Raw genomic sequence first — 20,201 nt, forward strand, 5'->3', positions numbered from 1 at the left:
TTTCGGGTCTTATCACGAAATGTCTGTGAGGAATTGGTGCCACGAAGCTGATTCATTCCTTGTTATACCTTGAATTCACTTGTGGCGATGTCATTGAATTAATGTTGTTAATTACTGCTAAACATGGCTGAAAAACGTAATATTATCCTTGTTGGCCCTATGGGGGCTGGCAAAAGTACTATTGGTAGATATCTGGCACAGCAACTTCATATGGAATTTGTCGATTCTGACTCCGTTATTGAAGAACGGACGGGGGCAGATATTGCTTGGGTATTTGATGTTGAAGGAGAGGATGGTTTCCGGAAACGTGAAGAAACTGTCATCCATGATCTAACAGAACAACAGGGTATTGTTCTGGCAACAGGCGGTGGGTCTGTTAAAAGCAAAGAAAATCGCAATCGTCTTTCTGCCCGGGGCGTTGTCGTTTATCTGGAAACGACAATTGAGAAACAGTTAGCTCGTACCAGTCGTGATAAAAAGCGTCCGCTTCTGCAAACGGAACAGCCACGCGAAGTTTTAGAAGCTTTGGCTGAGGAACGTAATCCGCTTTATGAAGAAATTGCGGATATTACTGTGAAAACTGATGATCAAAGTGCAAAAGTGGTAGCCAATCAGATCGTAAAAATGTTAGAAGAACAATAGGTTTTTTTTATTTTTGCGGAGTGCAACCATGGCGCAGATTACGGTCAGTCTAGGTGAGCGTAGTTACCCCATTTCAATCGGAGCCGGATTATTTCAAAATCCGGCGCTTCTTTCTTTTCTTTCTCCTCAGCAAAAAGTGGTTATCGTCAGCAACGTCACGGTTGCCCCACTTTATGCTGACAAAATCACACAGTTATTAAACGAGATTGGCTGTCAGACCTATCTGCTGACACTTCCCGATGGCGAGCAATATAAGACTCTGAATACGTTTGATACCGTCATGACGTTTTTGCTTGAACACAATCTCGGGCGAGATATTGTCATTGTTGCGCTCGGTGGTGGAGTGATCGGTGATCTGGTTGGCTTTGCAGCGTCATGCTATCAACGTGGTGTGGATTTCATTCAAATCCCGACAACGCTATTGTCTCAGGTTGATTCTTCTGTCGGTGGTAAAACCGCGGTAAATCATCCGCTGGGCAAGAATATGATCGGCGCCTTTTACCAACCGCGTTCAGTGATTATCGATACCGATTGCCTGTCAACGCTGCCCGAACGGGAATTTGCTGCCGGCATGGCAGAAGTGATCAAATACGGCATTATTTATGATGCTGAGTTTTTCGACTGGCTTGAAAATAATCTTGATGCGCTGTATGCGCTGGAGCAGTCAGCACTGAGTTACGCCATTGCCCGTTGTTGCGAAATTAAAGCTGAAGTTGTGGCGCAGGATGAAAAAGAGGCTGGCATTCGGGCATTGCTGAACTTAGGTCATACCTTTGGTCATGCCATAGAAGCACATTTGGGCTATGGACAATGGCTGCATGGTGAAGCGGTTTCATCCGGAACGGTGATGGCTGCCAAGACGGCACAATTACATGGCTTAATTTCTGAAGCGCAGTTCTCACGAATTGTTGCGCTCCTCAAGTCAGCGAAGCTGCCGGTTCACACGCCGGAAGGTATGTCTTTCTCTGATTTTATGACGCATATGATGCGGGATAAAAAGGTACTGGCCGGTACATTACGGCTTGTTCTCCCAACCGGAATCGGTACGGCAAAAGTGTTGAAGGATATTCCGGAATCAACCATTGAGCAGGCGATCGATTTCTGTCGTACAGTATAATTCAAGTCTTTCATGCTTCTGAGTAGGATGAGTTCATGAGTGCAGCACACGGGCGAGTGTTGGAATTGCAGTCTCAGGTCGATTTGTTAGAGCGGCTGAGGTTGCTGACACATTTCGGTTCAAATCTGGTGACGGTCTCCGGTGAACCCGGAGCCGGTAAAACTTGGCTCGCACAACGTTATCTGGAAGCGTGGGCGGAGGACAAAAATCAGTCGCTCTTATTGTGTTATCCCAATCAGGATGATCGCCAGCATCGGATGACAATTCTGACGCAGATCGACTCTCACGCGCGGTTTAGTCCCGATGACGCATTGGTCGATAATTTGGCGGCTGTATTTGATGATGAGCCCTGTAATATTGTTATCGTGGTCGATAATGCGCAGCGTCTGTCTGAGAATCTGATTTCGGAACTATGGATGCTTGTCCTTGAGGCTCAGGATAAGCCGCAATGGTCGATCAATGTCATCCTCTTTGCTCTGCCCCGGGTATTGGACCCTCTGATTACTCGAATTGGGTATGGTCAGGAACATAAACCGGTTGATCTGGAGATCGAGCGACTTTCTCAAGATGACGCTGATCGTCTTTTCGAATATCTGGTGGTCCGTTTTATCGACGATAAAATGGAGAAGCGGGTTCGCCATGCGTATAGTAAGGTGAATAAAACACCGGGTGATATCATAGCATTAGGAGAGAAGAAGATGGAAAAGCGGATTGTGATTCGCTCAATAGTCGGGTCTCCGGTTAAGATCGCGGCACTGATACTGTTACTCGCAGTGATCCTCGGTGGGGGATATTGGTGGATGTTATCTGAAGAGCAGACGCCTGAGCGAGTGCTGGACGATATGGTTGCCAATGATACCGCGACGAAAGAACAGACCGTGATTCCTGCCTTAACCGGCAACCCTAAAGAGAATCAAACAGCGGATACATCCGCTTCGTCCGGAGAGGCGACGACCGAGCCGTTACCGAATGGTGTGAAGGACGATTCCAATGCGCTTCCTCCGGCGGTGACTTCTGATTCTGATCGGGTTGGTGAGGATGATCAGGGACAACGGGTTGTGATTTCTTCTGAAGTGGTTGATGCCTTGATGGATGGCAAAGCGGAATCAGTCAATACCAAACAACTTGCGGATGTGGCGCGTCAGGTTGCGCCGACCCCGGATGACGATGTATCTGCTGCGACGACTGAACCTCAGCAAACAGCGTCGGCTGAGCAGAGCGCCTCATCTTCAACACCTGCTCAATCTAACACTAACCAATCTTTACCCGGTTACTCATTTTCTTATACCACGACTGAATTAAAGGCGATGTCTGATCGCAGCTATACCTTGCAGCTTGCTGCATTCAATTCGCTCCGGGAAGTTGAAGATTTTATCCAACGTCATCGCTTACAGAATCAGGTTTATATTTATCCGACCATCCGGGATCAGGTGAACTGGTATATTGTGACGTACCAAAACTACCCTACGATCCAGATGGCCCGGGATGCCGTAGCAACACTGCCACGTCCGATTCAGTCGCTGGGCCCTTGGGCAAAATCTCTCAGACAGGTACATCGAGAGATTGAACGGGTGAAATAGTACGGGTTCACTTGGGGATAAAGTGAAAATATGTTAGATTTCGCAGCCTTGTTGATTGTGGTGGATAGATAGAGCAGTAGATGAAGAAGAATCGCGCCTTTCTGAAGTGGGCTGGCGGAAAATATGGATTGGTTGATGATATCCGACGCCATTTACCGGCCGCTCAAACTTTAGTTGAGCCCTTTGTCGGTGCTGGTTCTATTTTTCTCAATACCGATTACGAGCATTATGTTCTGGCTGATATCAATCCGGACCTGATCAATCTCTATAACCTGCTGAAAGAGCGGCCCGAGTTTTATATTGCGGAAGCCAAACGATGGTTTATTGCAGAAAACAATCGCAAAGAAGTCTATCTCTCCGTGCGTCAGCAGTTTAATCAAACCGATGAAGTGCTTTATCGCTCGTTGGCATTTTTGTATATGAACCGTTTTGGCTTTAACGGATTATGCCGGTATAACAAAAAAGGGGGATTTAATGTTCCCTTTGGTTCTTATAAAAAACCTTACTTCCCTGAAGCCGAACTTGAATTCTTTGCTGAGAAAGCAAAGAAAGCCACGTTTATCTGTACCAATTATCGGGACAGTTTTGCACAAGCCGATCATGTCAGTGTGATTTATTGCGATCCACCGTATGCGCCGTTGTCGCACACTGCAAATTTTACCTCTTATGCCGGTGGTGGATTTTCGCTCGATGATCAGGCCGCGCTGGCTGATATTGCTGAGACAACCGCGAATGAGCGAGGCATATCGGTCCTCATCTCTAATCATGATACGATTCTGACCCGGCGGTTGTACCACGGTGCAAAACTCAATGTCGTCAAGGTGAAACGAACCATCAGCCGTAATGGTGCAGGGCGCAATAAAGTAGATGAATTGCTTGCTTTATTTGAAGGTTATTCTGCGCCGCAAGCCGCGAAATAGCCAAGCTTTACTTCATTGTGGTTACGTGAACGATGCCACGACATGCGGCAAAAATGATATCAAAGCGTAACACACGCTAGGATCCGGGCAATGGCTTCTGTAGAATGATCCATCTTGGCAACTATTCCCGATCTTCATGCTCACAGAGGCCTGCTTTATGAAAGACTTTTTGATTGCCCCTTCCATCCTTTCCGCTGATTTAGCGCGTTTAGGCGAGGATGTTGTTGATGTCCTGAACGCTGGCGCGGATGTCATTCATTTTGATGTCATGGATAACCATTATGTGCCGAATCTGACCTTTGGCGCTCCGGTTTGCAAAGCATTACGTGATTATGGTGTGACCGCACCGATTGATGTTCATTTGATGGTAAAACCGGTTGACCGTCTCATTCCGGATTTTGCCAAAGCCGGTGCATCCATGATTACTTTTCATGTCGAAGCATCTGAGCATGTGGATCGTACGTTGCAAGTGATTAAAGATCATGGCTGTCAGGCTGGTGTTGTACTCAATCCTGCGACTCCGCTGACTCATCTGGATTATCTGATGGATAAAGTGGATCTGATCCTGCTCATGTCTGTGAACCCGGGATTTGGCGGCCAGTCTTTCATTCCGCATACCCTGGATAAACTCAGCGCTGTACGTGAGCGCATCAATGCTTCTGGTCGCCAGATTCGTTTAGAAATCGATGGTGGCGTCAAAATTGATAACATCCGTGAAATTGCTGAAGCCGGTGCCGATATGTTTGTGGCAGGTTCCGCGATCTTTGGTCAGCCTGATTACCAGCAAGTGATTAATGCTATGCGGGCTGAACTGGCACAGGTTCAGCGGTAAACAGTGGTTTGAATCGGAAGGATTCAGTCTCGGTGTGTTGATCATGGCCCACCGTCATAAAATGAAATAGAGAGTTGATGTCATGTCTTTTGAACCGATTCAATTGATTGTTTTTGATTTGGACGGCACGTTGTTAGACAGTGTTCCCGATCTTGCTGTGGCTGCTGATCAGGCCGTTCGCGCTTTGGGTTATCCGGGCGTCTCTGAAGCACAGGTTCGTGACTATGTTGGTAATGGTGCCGATGTGTTAATTGGCCGGGCTTTGAGCCAGAGTTTGACCGTTGACCCGTCGTTGAGTCCTGAGCTGATGCAAGATGCCAGACAACGCTTTGATGAATGTTATGCTGCCACGGGGCATCGCCTCAGCCATTTGTATCCGGGTGTCAAAGAAACACTGGCGCAGTTACACCAAGCCGGGTTTATTCTGGCTATCGCGACGAACAAGCCATCCCGGTTCGTGCCCGATATTCTGCAACAACATGGCATCTCCCACTATTTTAAAGAAGTGATTGGCGGTGACCGTTTTGAGAAAAAGAAACCGGATCCGATGGCGCTTGAGTGGCTACTGACCACCTATAACTGCCAGCCCCGGCAGATGCTGATGGTCGGTGATTCAAAGAATGATATTCTGGCCGCACAGCGTGCCGGATGCCGTTCATTTGGTCTGACATACGGTTACAATCATGGTGAACCGATTGCCGATTCAAACCCCGATTATGTTGCGGATCAAATCAGTCAGTTACTTGATATTGTTCTTGTCTCCGCATGAATACGATAAATATCTAGAAAAATACTTCTTGATGAGTACACTGAGTAAACCGTGTGACTGTTTGCAGAACAATCACACGGTTTCTCTCTAATTTTGATGAAGTCAAAGGAATCTTTTCATGAGCAACTCCCTCGTCTCGGACAAACCGATCGTCTTTAGTGGTGTTCAACCCTCCGGTGAACTCAGTATTGGTAACTACTTGGGTGCGCTTCGTCAATGGCATCAGATGCAAGATGAATACAACTGTCAGTATTGTATTGTGGATCTTCATGCGATCACCGTGCGTCAGGATCCGAAAGCGTTACAGGAAGCAACCCGCGATGCATTGGCGATCTGTCTTGCGGTGGGCATTGACCCGCATAAGAGCACTTTATTTGTTCAGTCTCATGTCCCTGCTCATGCCCAGCTTGGCTGGCTTCTCAATTGTTACACCCAGATGGGAGAGCTGAGTCGGATGACTCAGTTCAAGGATAAATCTGCACGTTATGCGAATGATGTGAATGTCGGACTGTTTGATTATCCGGTCTTGATGGCTGCCGATATTCTCTTATATGGCACCCATCAGGTTCCTGTCGGGAATGATCAGAAACAGCACCTTGAGCTGGCTCGCGATATTGCCATTCGCTTTAATAATATTTACAGTCCTGAGCAACCGATTTTCACTGTTCCTGAACCTTACATTCCGAAAGTGAATGCCCGGGTGATGAGTCTTCAGGATGCGACCAAGAAGATGTCCAAGTCGGATGATAATCGTAAGAATGTCATCACGTTGCTTGAAGATCCAAAATCGATTCTTAAAAAGATCAATAAAGCGCAAACGGATACCGAAACACCACCACGGATTTGTCATGATGTTGAAAACAAAGCCGGGATCTCCAACCTAATGGGGCTGTACTCGGCAGCAACCGGGATGAGTTTTGCTGAAATTGAAGCAAAATATGCGGGAGTGGAAATGTACGGTCCGTTCAAGAAAGACGTCGGTGAAGCGATCGTCGCGATGTTAGAACCCGTGCAGAGTGAATATCACCGAGTTCGTGCTGACTTGGGGTATCTCAATGAAGTGATGAAATCTGGCGCTGAAGCCGCATCGGCAAAAGCAGCGCCAATCCTGAAAAAAGCCTATCAAGCGGTTGGTTTTGTGACGCCATATTAAGCTTCACCAATCGAGGTTAGAGCAATTTTGAAGCTGCCTATTGGCAGCTTTTTTATTGAATCCGTTTGATCCCCGCAGCCTTCATAATATATTTTTCATAAATCGGTTCACTGGTACCTTTTTTGACTTTATAGAGGAAATATTTCTCGAAAGCGATTTTCGCAATGTGAACCCATTGTCCCATCGAGGTCCAGTTGGTATTCCGTGGCGGATTTTGTGGCAGAGCAATAAACGCTGCCCCTTTATCCCCCATGTCGGCCAGACAGACAGCATTCATCGACGGCTTGCTTTTCACCGCTTCGCCTCGCTCAATACTGAGAATATTTTCCACAATCGCACTGGTCATGGATTCAATCATAAAACCGGTTTTCGGTGCTCCGACAGGTACCGGGGTTTCTTCAAGTGGCGGAATTGCAACGCAAACACCGGCAGCAAAGATTTCCGGATACGTCGGGCTACGCTGATATTCATCAGTCAGCACAAAGCCTTTGGGGTTGCATAAGTCAGGAACATTCGCCACCGCAGGTGACCCTTTAAATGGTGGCAAAAACATCGCCATGTTGAAAGGTAAGTGGTGTTCGAAATCGACTTCGCCTTTGCGGTTGAGCTCTTCGATATGGGCCATATTGGGTTCAAAGTGCGTGGTGCGTGCATTACAAATCCACTGAATGCCCCGCTCCCGGAATTCGTGCTCCATCAATGCTTTTGAATCGCCGACGCCGCCGAGTCCCATGTGGCCGATGTAAGGTTCACTGGTGACAAACGTCATCGGCACCTGAGCGCGGATTTTCAGTTTACGCAACTGGCTTTCCAGCGACAGAACATATTCATAGGCCGGGCCAAAACAACTGGCTCCCTGAAGGGCCCCGACAATCACCGGTCCCGGGTTTTTGATGAGCTGCTGATAGGCTTCGTGAGAATGTACCGCATGGTCAACCGTACAGACTGACTGGGTATAACCATTCTCCGGACCGGCACCGGGGACCGCTTCAAACGCCAGTTTCGGACCAGTACAGATGACCAGATAGTCATACTCGTATTCGGTTCCGTCTTCCGTTCGCAGGCTTTTATTTTGAGCGTGGATCTGAGCAACGCCGGAAGTATTGAACGGAATCTGGAATTTTTTTGTATAGGGAGTCAGGTTCAATACGACCTGATCTCTGGTTCGCTCTCCAAGGGCAACCCATGGGTTTGAAGGAATGAAATGAAATTCAGCCCCTTCATTGATCAGTCGTATTTCATGATCTTTTGGTAGTTTTTGCCTTAACTCATAGGCGATGGAGATACCTCCTAACCCTGCACCCACTACGATCGTTCTTTTCATCTTTACTTTCTCGCTCTTTTTATATTAGTAATTTCTAAATTAATAATAGCTTATGTTTAAGATTGTGCGCCCGATCTGCGTCACAGAAAGAAGAACAGATGAATGGACGTTGATATAGAACGCATTTAACAAGCCGGAAACGATTACGCGTAACGGTAATATGGTGACCTTCAAGTATGATGCTGAACATAACCGCTATCTGAAGACAACCAGTGACGGTAAGGAGACGTTCTACTTCGGTAAATACTATGAACGGGTGACTGATACCAAGACTGGTGAAGTACAGCATAAACACTTTATTTATGCCGATGGCAAGCTGATCGCGCTGAATACGCAGGTCAAAGATGCCGATGATAAGCTGAAAGATAAGCAGATACGCTATTTGCACTATGATGCGCTGGAATCGGTCGATATGATCACCGACGGTTATGGCGTAGTGGTCGAACGGCGTAGTTATGATACCTGGGGTAAACAGCGCAAAGTGAGTTGGCGTGAAGACGGCCCGCTGGATGTTGTACAGGCAGCCATCACCAACCGGGGTTACACCGTCCATGAAGAGATCACTGAAGTCGGGCTGATTCATATGAACGGCCGGGTGTATGATCAGGAACTGGGACGGTTTATCAGCCCGGATCCGGAGATTCAGGCACCATTTGTGACCAATAGCTTTAACCGTTATTCCTATGTCTGGAACAACCCATTGAAGTATCAGGATCCGACCGGTTATAGTGTTGAAGGGCTGGGCGGACAATGCTCTCCGGATTCGTCGGGGGACGGTGGCTCAGGTGATCATGGTGGTAATAATGGGTGTAGTACCAATGGTACTTCATCTAACTCGAATGGAAGTCGAGGAACTCGGGAAGATGATGATTCATCACAGGATAACAAGGAGTCTACTACTCCAGAGACTGGTGAGGATAGTTATTTTGGAAGTGGATTACATGATCTTGTCTCTTTAAGTGATGACTTTGACAATTGGGTAAAATCTAAAACTGCTGGTTGGACTGAATTCAAGGATGCTTGGAATCTAGCAGGGCAGCGTTATAATCAGGCTCCAGAGGATGTTTTAGATGCATTCTCAGAAAAAGTGACCCCTGATACTTCCAACAAAATTAATGGGATAATGTATGCTAGTGCAGGTTTTATTGGGCTGAAGACGGCTGGTAAGAAGTTCACTGTTACAAACAGTGGAACTACTACAGTAGGCCGATGGATGTCTAAGGCTGAACATGAGGCGATGTTAAAGTCCGGCAAGGTTCAAGAAAGCTATTCTGGTACAACCCATGTTGCTAATCCTGCTCAAGCTGAAGCGTTCTTAAAACAAGCTGCTCCGGGTAGTCGGTATGTGGAATTCAATGTTCCATCATCATCGTTAAAACAAACCTCTGAAGGTTGGGCGAAGATAGCCGGACCAAATTCTCTCTAAGGACGTTTAGCAGCTAAAAAAGGCATGGATATTCCTCAGATGCCAAGTGCTACAAATATAATTCACAAAGCAAACAAACTACCTTGAGGGTACTAATCATGATCGATGCTTTTGAAAATTGGATTGCAGCTAATGGTGATAACTTCAAAGAAAAAGGGCTTCAATACGAGGTTACAAAATCACCGCTAGATATTGATAAACCCAGTGTAAGAATAGACTTTGATAGTGATAAATATGTTTCTCGTATAGTTGTTTGGTCTACTGGTGAATGCAATATGGAAGCTCTTGATGTTGAGAGTGAACAGTCTGTTATAGATAAGTATTGCGTTATTGAGTCTGCAGAAGAGTTTGATAACTGTTTTGCAGAGTTCTTTGAAAAAATTGAAGCATAAATAAACATAGCCCCAGCTCCGCCGGGGCTATGTCGTTTAAGGCCCTAAGTTTCCAATTCCCGAATCGCGTTCTTGATCCGCTAGTCTACGTCGCATTCTTGGATTATTGAACCGTTCAATATAATCAAAAATATCTGCTCTGGCTTCGTCTCTCGCCCTAGAAGTTAAGTCATCACCTGTAAAGTGAATTTGGATTTAAAGTAGCATAGTCATTCAGAGCAAGCCGGAGTTGATAATAATCACTACCACCCACCCAAAGCCCGCATTCGCGGGCTTTTTAAGACAACGACTAAATGCGCCGGTTATTCTTGATGCTCTGGTAAAGCAACGGCATCAAGTTGGTTGATAGCGTTGAACAGATCGTCTTGGTTTATTTCTCTGGATTTGAGCACTTGCATGCCGGGAGTGACCGGTAATTGTGGGTCAACGAAGTTTTGGTTATCTTCGTCGGTTCTACTCAAATAGGTCATTGATCCACTGGTGTTGGCTGACTGCTCATTTTCTGGTGCAATACTTTGTCCGCCGACAGCACTGTCAATCACGATAATTTTACCCATCGCAATATTGTTATTTTCATTGGTTTCAGCAACAACATTAGTTCGGTCGACTGCCAACACTAAATAATAAGTACCCGCCGTCAGGCCTGAAAGCATCGGGACGGTGATCGTGTGGCTTGAGCCGTTGGGGAGTCTAATGGGTGTTTCGCCATAGAAATAGATAAGTTGCTTATCTGCATTCGCTAAAAATACAGCTAGTGTTGGAGCTGTACCGCTTTTTTGTGCGCAATTGGCTGATGATACCACCGCATTAATGACTACGTTATCGCCTGCGGCGACCTGATTCGGCGAAAAACTACCGGAAGAGACCAGCCAGTCGGGTGCGCCTTCTCCCCCGATCTTGACGGTATTGAAACTCAGTGCACTCGAAATACTGTAACTCGCCTTCACCTTAAATTCATAGGGGACACATGAATCGGCCAATACTTTTTTGTTTTGTTCACTCAACACACTATCCAAATTGACTCGGTATGTTTGTGTTGAGCTACTTGGGACGCAGCGCATTGTACCGCCTAAGCCTCCGCTTCCACATGAAATATCTGCAAAATCACGTCCAATATTAATGCCGGATTTCCCACCATCTTGTGTCAGCGCAAAATTAACGGTATTGCCGTTATTAAAGATTTCAGAGCCGAACATGTGGTAGTCCACTTCAAGTACTTTTTGATTTGGGTATGGGAGATCTGTGTTAACGATATCGACATTGCCCGGATAAATCGAGGCAAGAGCAGCTTGACTACAAAGCGCTGTGGTTGTGAGCAGGCCAACGACTATTTTTTTTAGTTTCATACTTAGTTCCTATATGTTCATGATGATTCCGTCAGTGAGGTATGACGCGACCCTTGTAACAAATAAAACAAGATTTATATTTATTTGGGGTTATTATGAAATCAATTTATTATGAGTCAATGCTATAGGTTCTTTTTTCTCCACACTGTGATCAATGGAAAATAATCACCGGAAGAATGGGTGTGGCGATGTATTTCAGGCGAAGCCTCTTAACCAGAAAAAATTCCCAAGCGAAAAAATAAGCAACACGATTTCACTGCCAGACACTCAATGTCACTACTGGTTAACTTGAATTTATATGAAATTACAACCATATTTTTACGGTTTAAATCTACAGTTGGCATCATCCATCACGGTGCTTTCATCGTCGGTAAGGATAGGAATATGAAATTGATAAAAATATTAATCGCAACGTTGGGCTGTATTTACGCTTTATCTGCCCAAGCCGGGTTTTATATCGCCAATGGCGTTTTATATGAAGGCAATGGGCATCCTTTTAAAATGCGTGGCATCAACCATGCCCACACTTGGTATGTTGATCGGTTGAATCATGCTTTAGACGGAATTGCCGCGACAGGGGCAAATACAGTTCGGGTGGTTTTGAGTAATGGTCAGCGCTGGAATAAGAATAGTCCTGCCGATGTAGCGAATGTGATTTGGCAAGCCAAAACAAGACATCTAATCACGGTGCTTGAAGTCCATGATACAACCGGCTTTGGTGAAGAGTGGCAGGCTGCAAGTTTAGATTCTGCCGCGGATTATTGGATTGAACTCAAAGATCAACTTATTGGGCAAGAGGATTATGTCATCATCAATCTGGGTAATGAACCCGTGGGGAATGGCGTGAATGCCAATGTGTGGATTGACGGTCATATCCATGCCATTCAGCGCTTAAGAAACGCGGGATTGACTCATACTCTGATGGTTGATGCGCCAAACTGGGGACAAGACTGGCAACAGATTATGCTGAATCGTGCGCAGTCAGTATTTGATGCTGACCCGCTGCGCAATACCATTTTTAGTGTCCACATGTATCAGGTCTATGGGGGCTATCCGGCTGTGAATAATTACATCACTGCATTTCTCAACAAAGGTCTGGCACTGGTTGTCGGTGAGTTTGGTGCGAGCCATCAAGGCGAGGATGTTGCGGAAGATGCGATTATGGAGCGGGCCGAAACGTTGAATATCGGCTATATCGGCTGGTCATGGTCGGGCAATAATCAAGATGTTGCGGATCTGGATATTGTCAACCACTGGGATAACAACTCATATAGTGCATGGGGCAAAATCCTGATTGATGGCGTGAATGGTATCCGAACAACCTCGACACCAGCCACAATATTCACTTGTGGTGCATCTTGTCAGTAACATGTTGTGAGTGTTTATCTGATCAATCACCAATCGGACAGAGATAGCACTATCTCTGTCTGGACTTTGATCATTGTAACTCGTTATTTATCACTTAGATGCGAGTGAATTGGGAGCAATCATACAGATTCGGAATAATTATAAGATTCATTATATACCAGCCCGATTATAAGCAATTTGTTGTACTAATATGCTAATTGTTCCATTTTGTCTCAGTCGTCTGAATTTTGGCGTGTGACAAGACATTGTGTTCATCGTGAAAAAGAGCGGTGTCTATGAGCTTGTATGACTTTCGTGTCCGCATTGAAATAGCCAGACGATATAAAACGAGACAGATTAGGGAGAGTATGAATGTTGACGGATAAAACTCTTTCGTGATTAATCCTGCATCTTCATCAATACCATGCCCGAATATAAAGACGTTTGACGAGCTGGTTTGGTACGTTTTTGCCACTGTCGGTATACCGAATGTTTGATGAACTTTTTGTTTGTAGAGCGTTGCTCTGATCGAGTTTTGTTCCGGCTGCATCACTTTATCAAAAGTAGCAAAGGAGAATACTTGTAATGAATGTATCAAGTCATCGACATGGACTGGCCCGACCTAAAATTCTATCTGTACTCATTTTTGCGGCATTAGCCAGTAGCGCCGTATCTGCCCAGGTAAGCATCGATTATTCAATTTCACCCGATGAACAAAACCATAAAATCAGTGATTTAATCTACGGGACCAATCATCGAATGAATATGACGGGTCATGAGAACTTTGGTTTCTATCGGATGGGCGGGAACCGGACAACAGGATATAACTGGGAGAACAACTATTCCAATGCGGGATCCGACTGGGTGCATTCCAGTGATACTTACATGGTTCCTGATGGTGCGGATGAAACCATTCCGGGAATTACGCTGACCGACTTTGTGGATAATGATGTGATTCCCGGTGCGAAAGCTATGTTAACGGTGCCATTGGCTGGTTATGTCGCTGCCGATAAGAATGGCACTGTTCAGGAAGGCGAAGTGGCTCCGTCATCTCGTTGGATTCCGGCGATATCGAAAAAAAATGCACCGTTCTCATTAACACCTGATCTCACCGATAATGCCGTGTATACCGATGAAATGGTTAACTTTCTGGTTCAACGCTACGGAAAAGCGGCCGATGGCGGTGTATTCGCATATTCATTAGATAATGAACCCAGTTTATGGTCTCACACTCACTCTCGGATTCATCCTGACAAACTGGGTGCCAAAGAGCTGGTGGACCGTTCAATTGAAGCAGCTCAGGCTGTCAAAGGTGTTGATCCGACGGCCACGATCTTCGGGCCTGCTTTATATGGTTTTGGCGCTTTTACCGGATTGAGTGATGCTCCGGACTGGTCGAACTATTCAGATCAATATCACTGGTTTATCGATTATTATCTGGCTCAGATGAAAGCGGCAGGTGCATCATCCGGAATGCGATTACTGGACGTGCTTGACCTGCACTGGTATTCCGAAGCAAGAGGGGATCAACGCGTCACCGATGGCAGTGCTGATTCAGTGAAAGATAAAAATGCCCGGCTGCAGGCTCCCCGGACGTTATGGGATCCTGAGTATCAAGAAGATAGCTGGATTGCACAATGGAATATGGCAGAGCTCCCGTTGATTCCACATATCCAAGATTCAATTGCAGCACATTATCCGGGAACCAAAATTGCCTTCACTGAGTACGGTTATGGTGGTGGCGATGATATTACCGGTGCGATTACTGAAGCCGATGTGCTGGGGATCTTCGGTAAATATGATGTTTATGCTGCCAACAGTTGGATTTTGAATGATGAAGAGAAATATTTAGCCAGTGCATATCGTCTCTATCGCAACTATGACGGCGCAAATGGGACGTTTGGTGATACCAGCGTCACAGCGACGATGAGCGATAAAGAAAACAGCTCTATTTATGCTTCGGTTGATTCAGAGACGGGTTTGCTCCATGTCATCGTACTGAACAAGAATATGAATGAGTCGATTAACGGTGTATTCAACATCGATTCGACCACGATTTATAAGTCAGGTAAGACTTATGTCTTGAATTCAGATTCTGTTGAAATTCAAGATAAAGGTGAAGTTGAGGTCACAAATAATCAGCTTAACTATGATATTCCAGCCCTTTCAGCGTATCACTTTGTCTTTAGTACTTCAGAAGTCACTGATCCGACAGACCCAACGGATCCGACCGATCCAACAGACCCGACTGATCCTACCGATCCGACAGATCCCACTGATCCAACCGATCCCGGTGCTGATGGTATCACTGTGACCGTCAATATTCCGCAAGATGGCAGTACATCATACTGTTCTGACGTTGTGGTCACTAACAATGGCTCTGAAGCTGTTGAATGGAACACCACTTTTGATGTAGAAGGCAGCGTGTATGCATTATGGAATGCAAACTGGGAACAGGCCGGCAGCAAAGTAACCATTCGTGGTGTTGAATGGAATAAAGTGTTGCAGCCCGGTGCAAGTACCAGTTCCATCGGGTTCTGTGCCAATCGTTAAGCGCTATTTTTAAGCGACTGAACTTGGATGAAAATCTAAATCCCCTGTGGTATACACCGGGGATTTTTTATCATTGATAAAAATGGTGATAAAGCTAGCGAATAGTATTGAATTCACTTGATCTTAAAGCAACACAAAATTAGGGTATAGCTCTAAATTAAAGGCTTATTCATGAATGGGTTGGATCCCAGACCACATATAAATATAAATCGATGAGCTGTTTATATCCCCAAAATAATATAAGTATGAATAGGAACAACAATGAAAAAATTAACTTTAAGCAACATCCTGTTGGGCTCTTTGTTATCTTTTACTGCGTTTGCCGGGACCGGAACAGGAACGATTACCCAAGTGATTGTACACCGGGATAATTCAGGTCATGGTGTGGTTATGTTTACCACACAAGGAAATACAGATAAGGCGCCTTGTAGTACTGTGGCAAATGAGTGGGCCTTTTCTCTGAGTAATGAGCTTGGAAAAGCGATGTATTCCTTAGTGCTTTCAGCACAAGCACAAGCAAAACCAGTAGAAGTGAAAGGAATGCATCAATGCAACGATTGGGGGGACAGAGAAACACCACTTTACATTGCTGTACATAATTAAACATGACTGTTATTGAAAAGGGAGATGCGGTGACTTCTCCCGATGTGTTCATTTTTCAATGGCCTGTTCATTCCCGACCATCTGAATCCACGGAACTGCTTTGCGCTTGTTTAGTTGCCACTATGCTTGATTTCAGAATATAAAAGCAGCCGTCTAAACCGTTTTGTGATCTTTGTACCCCGACGGCTGCCTTACTGGTATGGTAACCGGTATAATAGGTTCCTGTGCTATAAGTGAGCGTCAGTGTCTGATTATTTTCTACCTAGTTGCCGCTGTAACTACCAGTGTTAAAAGTGCCGTCCGCATTGAGTGTTACTGCTGTTGAAGAGTAACTTCCGTCACAACCCCAATCAAAGTTAAGAGTGTAGGTGCCTGGTGTTGCTACAGCTGCTGATGCGATACCAGTAAAACCAATGAAGCAAAGTAGTGCGATAGATGAAATAAGTGGCGATTTCATGACAAGCTTCCTTACGTTGTGAGTGTGTATACATCAGTAAAGAATATATTTATTAATGATGATGCATGCTTAAAATATGATTTTGTTTTCATAATTGGGTGCCTGTTATACTTGTTTACCCACAATCTCAGGCTCGTTTTATCTAGGTAATCGTGATTCAGAATGTCATAAAACATTTATCCAGCTCTTATCCAGCTAGTTCAGTTGTTAAATTGACATGAATATTTCTCATGTTTGGTTTGAGTAAATCTCACTTTTCTCATGTAAATAACAGAGTACGCTATGAATATGATTCAATAGCAACTTGAGAAAATATCATGTCTTTATCTGTTCCCCCATTTCGTGCCGATGTGGTCGGCAGTTATCTTCGCCCTCATTATCTTCATGACGCTCGCCGACAATTTGCAGCCGGTCAACTGACTCAGCAGCAGTTGACCGATGTTGAAGATCAAGCCATTACGGAGCTTGTCGCTCGTCAGAAAGCCGCGGGTTTACAGGTGATTACTGACGGTGAATTCCGGCGGAGTTGGTGGCATTTGGATTTTATGTGGGGTATCAATGGCGTGGAGAAATCTGAGATTGAACAAGGTTATCTCTTTGCTCAAATTGAAACCCGTCCGGAAAGTATCCGTTTGACCGGGAAAATCAGTGGTGAACAACATCCTTTTCTGGCGCATTTTCGTTTTCTGATGCAATTTGCAGAACAGGGGATTGTGCCGCGTCTGACGATTCCGGCTCCGGCACAGTTTCTGAAAGAGCTCCAGCGTCCGTGTAACCTGGAGCAGACACAAGCCATCTACCCGAATGAAGCTGATTTACTCGATGATATTGTGCAGACTTATCAAACGTTCATTGAGGAATTATATGCATTGGGCTGTCGTAACTTACAGCTCGACGATTGTACGTGGGGGATGTTAACGGATCCTAAAATTGCGGCCAAAGCCTCGACACCGAAGGAAGCCAGTTGTGGCTGTGGGGATTCTCATGACTTTGACCACGCTCAGAGCATCGCGTCGCTGACGGAGAAGTTATTGCAGGTGAATAACCGTGCACTGGCTAGTGCGCCAGCCGATCTGATTTTGACAACCCATGTCTGTCGCGGCAATTACCGGTCAACTTGGGCGGCATCCGGTGGTTATGCGCCGATTGCGGATGTACTGTTTGCTAAAGAAAATGTTTCGGCATTTTATCTGGAATTTGATACAGACCGTTCCGGGGATTTTTCACCGCTTGCTCTGGTTCCTCAAGATAAGCAGGTCGTTCTCGGTCTGGTTTCCTCGAAAACCGGTGAATTGGAAGATAAAGATGAAGTGATTTCCCGCATTCACGAGGCTGCACAATATGTGCCTCTGGAAAATCTTTGCCTGAGTACACAGTGCGGTTTTGCTTCCACTGAAGAAGGGAATGAACTGACCGATACACAGCAATGGCAGAAGATTGCTTTGGTGAGAGAGGTCGCCGAACAGGTATGGGGATAGCTCAACATGGCATGATATAGTTGCGCTTAAAATAAGTTAGATAAAGGAGTTACCACTCAGTGGTGACTTCTTTATTCATCAGACATTCTTGATTTCTTGCATCTATCCTGCACAATAGCGACCTGATTTTCGGCAGGCGTTTGACGTAGGATCTTCATGTTACTCATTATTGATAATTATGATTCGTTTACTTATAACCTGTATCAGTATTTCTGTGAGCTGGGGGTGGAAGTCAACGTCGTTCGTAATGACCAGATTGATATTGCCGGAATTACCTCACTGAATCCTTCTCATCTGGTGATTTCTCCGGGACCCTGTACGCCCAATGAAGCAGGGATCTCCCTTGATGTCGTCAAGCATTTCGCTGGTCAGCTTCCTTTGTTGGGGGTTTGTCTCGGTCATCAGGCAATTGCACAGGCTTTTGGGGCAAAGGTTGTTCGCGCCAAACAAGTGATGCACGGTAAAGTTTCATCGATTTGCCACAGTGGTCAGGGACTATTTCATGGTTTAAATCATCCGTTAACGGTCACTCGCTATCACTCTTTGGTTGTTGAGCGGCAGAGCTTACCGGACTGTTTTGACATCACCGCCTGGACTGAAACGGATGAAGGCGCTGTCGATGAGATCATGGGATACCAGCATCGGACTTTGCCTATTGATGCGGTGCAGTTTCATCCGGAATCGATAAAAACTGAACAAGGGCATGCGTTGCTGGCGAACTTCTTACGCCGTTGAGCATATGGTTCAGTTGCCTCTCTGATAAAATTAAATAAAAAATCATTTTTATTGCATAATTATACATATAGAATGTGTCGTGACAGAATCATCTGACAAGTATCAAGGTCAATGATATGGTCTATGGGTAGAAATATTGTCCATAGATATTGAGTGAATCGTATCTGTAATGATAGAAATACGGTCAGAATGATCAGATCATCTATACTGGTGAATATTTGGATGAGGTGGTTGTAAGCTCACGAGCGGAGAGGGAGTGTGAATGGCTACACAGAATAATGTTGAACGGGCACAGTTTGATGAGGTGATGGTGCCTTGTTACAGCCCGATGGAAGTGATTCCGGTGAAAGGAAAAGGGTCCCGGTTGTGGGATCAGGCTGATCATGAATATATCGATTTTGCCGGGGGAATCGCAGTGAGTTGTCTGGGGCATTGTCATCCAGCTATGGTTGAAGCCTTAACGGAGCAAGCACAGAAACTTTGGCATTTGAGTAATGTGATGACGAATGAACCGGCATTGCGGTTGGCAAAAAAACTGACTGAGCTGAGTTTTGCCGAGAAAGTTTTTTTTGCCAACTCCGGGGCTGAAGCGAATGAAGCTGCATTGAAGCTGGCACGTCGTTGGGCTGCGGATAATTATGGTCCGGAAAAATCGGAAATCATCGCCTTTAAACAGGGCTTTCATGGCCGGACATTTTTTACCGTCACCGTTGGCGGACAATCGTCTTACTCAGATGGTTTTGGGCCGAAACCTTCGGATGTGGTTCACCTGCCTTATAATGACTTAGCTGCATTTAAAGCTCAGATTTCAGAGCGGACATGCGCGGTGATGATGGAGCCGCTACAGGGCGAAGGGGGCATTATTTCTCCGACAGCGGAATTCATTCAGGCAGTCAGAGCGCTGTGTGATGAACACAATGCATTATTAATTTTTGATGAAGTGCAGACAGGTAACGGTCGGACCGGTGATTTCTATGCCTATCAGGGGACGGGAGTGACACCGGATATTCTCAGTACGGCAAAATCGCTGGGTGGCGGATTTCCGATTGGTGCGATGCTGACGACGACAGCCATTGCATCTCACTTTAAGGTCGGGGTGCATGGCTCAACGTATGGGGGGAATCCACTGGCTTGTGCGGTTGCCGAAGCGGTCGTCAATATCACTTCTCAGCCTGAGGTTCTGCAAGGGGTCAAAGAAAAAGAGCAGCTGTTTCGTGAGGGATTGGAACGGATTAATGGCAAATATCCGATATTCAGTGAGATCCGGGGTAAAGGGTTATTACTCGGTGCTGAGTTGACAGAAGCTTGGCATGGCCGAGCGCGTGATATTCTACAGGCTGCGGGCAAAGCAGGACTACTCGTATTGGTTGCCGGACCGAATGTGGTTCGTTTCACGCCGTCTCTGGTGATTGAGGATGTCGATATTCAGGAAGGCCTGTCACGACTGGAAAAAGCCATCGCATCATTAACTTAGTTTAAAACTTAGTTTTAACTTTAGCTCAGGTTCGTCATGATCCTGAGCTATGC

The 20,201-nt window shown here is 45.7% G+C and carries 18 protein-coding genes and 1 pseudogene; 15 read left to right on the forward strand and 4 right to left on the reverse strand.

Features of this window, described 5'->3' with window-relative positions; translation table 11 throughout:
• Positions 1 to 123: 123 nt before the first annotated feature.
• The 7 genes from aroK to trpS all read left to right on the forward strand — a co-directional run bounded on the left by aroK (position 124) and on the right by trpS (position 7,013).
• Positions 124 to 642, forward strand: coding sequence for a shikimate kinase AroK (gene aroK / locus OCV37_RS01445; RefSeq protein ID WP_021019597.1), 519 nt, complete (start codon positions 124 to 126; stop codon positions 640 to 642).
• Between the two features lie 28 nt (positions 643 to 670).
• Complete coding sequence (gene aroB / locus OCV37_RS01450; RefSeq protein ID WP_038179179.1) at positions 671 to 1,759, forward strand: 3-dehydroquinate synthase; 1,089 nt, start codon at positions 671 to 673, stop codon at positions 1,757 to 1,759.
• Positions 1,760 to 1,794: 35 nt separating this feature from the next.
• Positions 1,795 to 3,339, forward strand: a complete 1,545-nt coding sequence (locus OCV37_RS01455; RefSeq protein WP_038179178.1) for an SPOR domain-containing protein — start codon at positions 1,795 to 1,797, stop codon at positions 3,337 to 3,339.
• Between the two features lie 80 nt (positions 3,340 to 3,419).
• Positions 3,420 to 4,259 (forward strand): Dam family site-specific DNA-(adenine-N6)-methyltransferase, encoded by an 840-nt coding sequence (locus OCV37_RS01460; protein ID WP_038179177.1) that lies wholly within the window; start codon positions 3,420 to 3,422, stop codon positions 4,257 to 4,259.
• A 157-nt stretch (positions 4,260 to 4,416) separates the two neighbouring features.
• Positions 4,417 to 5,091 carry a ribulose-phosphate 3-epimerase gene (rpe, locus tag OCV37_RS01465; protein WP_038179218.1) on the forward strand — a complete coding sequence of 225 codons (675 nt, stop codon included), beginning with the start codon at positions 4,417 to 4,419 and terminating at the stop codon, positions 5,089 to 5,091.
• Positions 5,092 to 5,173: 82 nt separating this feature from the next.
• Positions 5,174 to 5,860, forward strand: a complete 687-nt coding sequence (locus tag OCV37_RS01470; RefSeq protein WP_038179176.1) for a phosphoglycolate phosphatase — start codon at positions 5,174 to 5,176, stop codon at positions 5,858 to 5,860.
• A 118-nt stretch (positions 5,861 to 5,978) separates the two neighbouring features.
• On the forward strand, positions 5,979 to 7,013 hold the full coding sequence (gene trpS / locus OCV37_RS01475) for a tryptophan--tRNA ligase (protein WP_038179175.1): 1,035 nt from the start codon (positions 5,979 to 5,981) through the stop codon (positions 7,011 to 7,013).
• Between the two features lie 52 nt (positions 7,014 to 7,065).
• Here the strand turns inward: trpS and OCV37_RS01480 are convergent, their stop codons facing one another.
• On the reverse strand, positions 7,066 to 8,337 hold the full coding sequence (locus tag OCV37_RS01480; protein WP_038179174.1) for an NAD(P)/FAD-dependent oxidoreductase: 1,272 nt from the start codon (positions 8,335 to 8,337) through the stop codon (positions 7,066 to 7,068).
• A gap of 160 nt (positions 8,338 to 8,497) precedes the next feature.
• On the opposite strand from OCV37_RS01480, the gene OCV37_RS01485 reads away from it, so the two are divergent.
• A complete protein-coding gene (locus OCV37_RS01485; protein WP_038179173.1) occupies positions 8,498 to 9,763 on the forward strand; it encodes an RHS repeat domain-containing protein in 1,266 nt (421 codons plus the stop codon).
• 98 nt (positions 9,764 to 9,861) lie between these two features.
• Positions 9,862 to 10,155, forward strand: coding sequence for an immunity protein TriTu family protein (locus OCV37_RS01490; protein ID WP_038179171.1), 294 nt, complete (start codon positions 9,862 to 9,864; stop codon positions 10,153 to 10,155).
• Between the two features lie 36 nt (positions 10,156 to 10,191).
• On the opposite strand, the pseudogene OCV37_RS19780 reads toward OCV37_RS01490, so the two are convergent.
• Positions 10,192 to 10,305 (reverse strand): annotated as a pseudogene (locus OCV37_RS19780) (hypothetical protein); the annotation flags it as partial.
• 152 nt (positions 10,306 to 10,457) lie between these two features.
• On the reverse strand, positions 10,458 to 11,501 hold the full coding sequence (locus OCV37_RS01495) for a CARDB domain-containing protein (RefSeq protein WP_038179169.1): 1,044 nt from the start codon (positions 11,499 to 11,501) through the stop codon (positions 10,458 to 10,460).
• Positions 11,502 to 11,885: 384 nt separating this feature from the next.
• On the opposite strand from OCV37_RS01495, the gene OCV37_RS01500 reads away from it, so the two are divergent.
• From OCV37_RS01500 to OCV37_RS01510, 3 genes are all read left to right on the forward strand, one after another.
• The gene (locus OCV37_RS01500) at positions 11,886 to 12,869 is read left to right on the forward strand and encodes a glycoside hydrolase family 5 protein (RefSeq protein WP_038179167.1); all 984 of its coding nucleotides are present in this window, start codon (positions 11,886 to 11,888) and stop codon (positions 12,867 to 12,869) included.
• A 564-nt stretch (positions 12,870 to 13,433) separates the two neighbouring features.
• Positions 13,434 to 15,401 (forward strand): glycoside hydrolase family 44 protein, encoded by a 1,968-nt coding sequence (locus OCV37_RS01505; protein ID WP_051680389.1) that lies wholly within the window; start codon positions 13,434 to 13,436, stop codon positions 15,399 to 15,401.
• 261 nt (positions 15,402 to 15,662) lie between these two features.
• A complete protein-coding gene (locus OCV37_RS01510; protein ID WP_038179163.1) occupies positions 15,663 to 16,004 on the forward strand; it encodes a hypothetical protein in 342 nt (113 codons plus the stop codon).
• 262 nt (positions 16,005 to 16,266) lie between these two features.
• On the opposite strand, the gene OCV37_RS01515 is transcribed toward OCV37_RS01510, so the two are convergent.
• Entirely contained in the window at positions 16,267 to 16,461 is a 195-nt protein-coding gene (locus OCV37_RS01515) for a hypothetical protein (RefSeq protein ID WP_157634894.1), read from the reverse strand.
• Positions 16,462 to 16,778: 317 nt separating this feature from the next.
• Here OCV37_RS01515 and OCV37_RS01520 point away from each other — a divergent pair, with 317 nt between their 5' ends.
• The 3 genes from OCV37_RS01520 to OCV37_RS01530 all read left to right on the forward strand — a co-directional run bounded on the left by OCV37_RS01520 (position 16,779) and on the right by OCV37_RS01530 (position 20,148).
• Positions 16,779 to 17,939, forward strand: coding sequence for a 5-methyltetrahydropteroyltriglutamate--homocysteine S-methyltransferase (locus OCV37_RS01520; RefSeq protein WP_038179162.1), 1,161 nt, complete (start codon positions 16,779 to 16,781; stop codon positions 17,937 to 17,939).
• A 156-nt stretch (positions 17,940 to 18,095) separates the two neighbouring features.
• Entirely contained in the window at positions 18,096 to 18,674 is a 579-nt protein-coding gene (locus tag OCV37_RS01525) for an aminodeoxychorismate/anthranilate synthase component II (protein ID WP_038179160.1), read from the forward strand.
• A 262-nt stretch (positions 18,675 to 18,936) separates the two neighbouring features.
• Positions 18,937 to 20,148 carry an aspartate aminotransferase family protein gene (locus tag OCV37_RS01530; protein ID WP_038179159.1) on the forward strand — a complete coding sequence of 404 codons (1,212 nt, stop codon included), beginning with the start codon at positions 18,937 to 18,939 and terminating at the stop codon, positions 20,146 to 20,148.
• The last annotated feature ends 53 nt before the right edge of the window (positions 20,149 to 20,201 follow it).

Source organism: Vibrio rhizosphaerae (assembly GCF_024347095.1).
GTDB classification, from domain to species: Bacteria; Pseudomonadota; Gammaproteobacteria; order Enterobacterales; family Vibrionaceae; genus Vibrio; species Vibrio rhizosphaerae.

Excerpts from the sequence above, each read along its gene's own strand:
- OCV37_RS01505 (WP_051680389.1), top strand. The coding sequence starts at position 13,434 with ATGAATGTATCAAGTCATCGACATGGACTGGCCCGACCTAAAATTCTA.
- OCV37_RS01490 (WP_038179171.1), top strand. The coding sequence starts at position 9,862 with ATGATCGATGCTTTTGAAAATTGGATTGCAGCTAATGGTGATAACTTC.
- OCV37_RS01530 (WP_038179159.1), top strand. The coding sequence starts at position 18,937 with ATGGCTACACAGAATAATGTTGAACGGGCACAGTTTGATGAGGTGATG.
- aroK (WP_021019597.1), top strand. The coding sequence starts at position 124 with ATGGCTGAAAAACGTAATATTATCCTTGTTGGCCCTATGGGGGCTGGC.
- OCV37_RS01470 (WP_038179176.1), top strand. The coding sequence starts at position 5,174 with ATGTCTTTTGAACCGATTCAATTGATTGTTTTTGATTTGGACGGCACG.
- OCV37_RS01480 (WP_038179174.1), bottom strand. The coding sequence starts at position 8,337 with ATGAAAAGAACGATCGTAGTGGGTGCAGGGTTAGGAGGTATCTCCATC.
- trpS (WP_038179175.1), top strand. The coding sequence starts at position 5,979 with ATGAGCAACTCCCTCGTCTCGGACAAACCGATCGTCTTTAGTGGTGTT.
- rpe (WP_038179218.1), top strand. The coding sequence starts at position 4,417 with ATGAAAGACTTTTTGATTGCCCCTTCCATCCTTTCCGCTGATTTAGCG.
- OCV37_RS01460 (WP_038179177.1), top strand. The coding sequence starts at position 3,420 with ATGAAGAAGAATCGCGCCTTTCTGAAGTGGGCTGGCGGAAAATATGGA.
- OCV37_RS01520 (WP_038179162.1), top strand. The coding sequence starts at position 16,779 with ATGTCTTTATCTGTTCCCCCATTTCGTGCCGATGTGGTCGGCAGTTAT.
- OCV37_RS01500 (WP_038179167.1), top strand. The coding sequence starts at position 11,886 with ATGAAATTGATAAAAATATTAATCGCAACGTTGGGCTGTATTTACGCT.
- OCV37_RS01515 (WP_157634894.1), bottom strand. The coding sequence starts at position 16,461 with ATGAAATCGCCACTTATTTCATCTATCGCACTACTTTGCTTCATTGGT.
- OCV37_RS01485 (WP_038179173.1), top strand. The coding sequence starts at position 8,498 with ATGGTGACCTTCAAGTATGATGCTGAACATAACCGCTATCTGAAGACA.
- OCV37_RS01510 (WP_038179163.1), top strand. The coding sequence starts at position 15,663 with ATGAAAAAATTAACTTTAAGCAACATCCTGTTGGGCTCTTTGTTATCT.
- aroB (WP_038179179.1), top strand. The coding sequence starts at position 671 with ATGGCGCAGATTACGGTCAGTCTAGGTGAGCGTAGTTACCCCATTTCA.
- OCV37_RS01525 (WP_038179160.1), top strand. The coding sequence starts at position 18,096 with ATGTTACTCATTATTGATAATTATGATTCGTTTACTTATAACCTGTAT.
- OCV37_RS01495 (WP_038179169.1), bottom strand. The coding sequence starts at position 11,501 with ATGAAACTAAAAAAAATAGTCGTTGGCCTGCTCACAACCACAGCGCTT.
- OCV37_RS01455 (WP_038179178.1), top strand. The coding sequence starts at position 1,795 with ATGAGTGCAGCACACGGGCGAGTGTTGGAATTGCAGTCTCAGGTCGAT.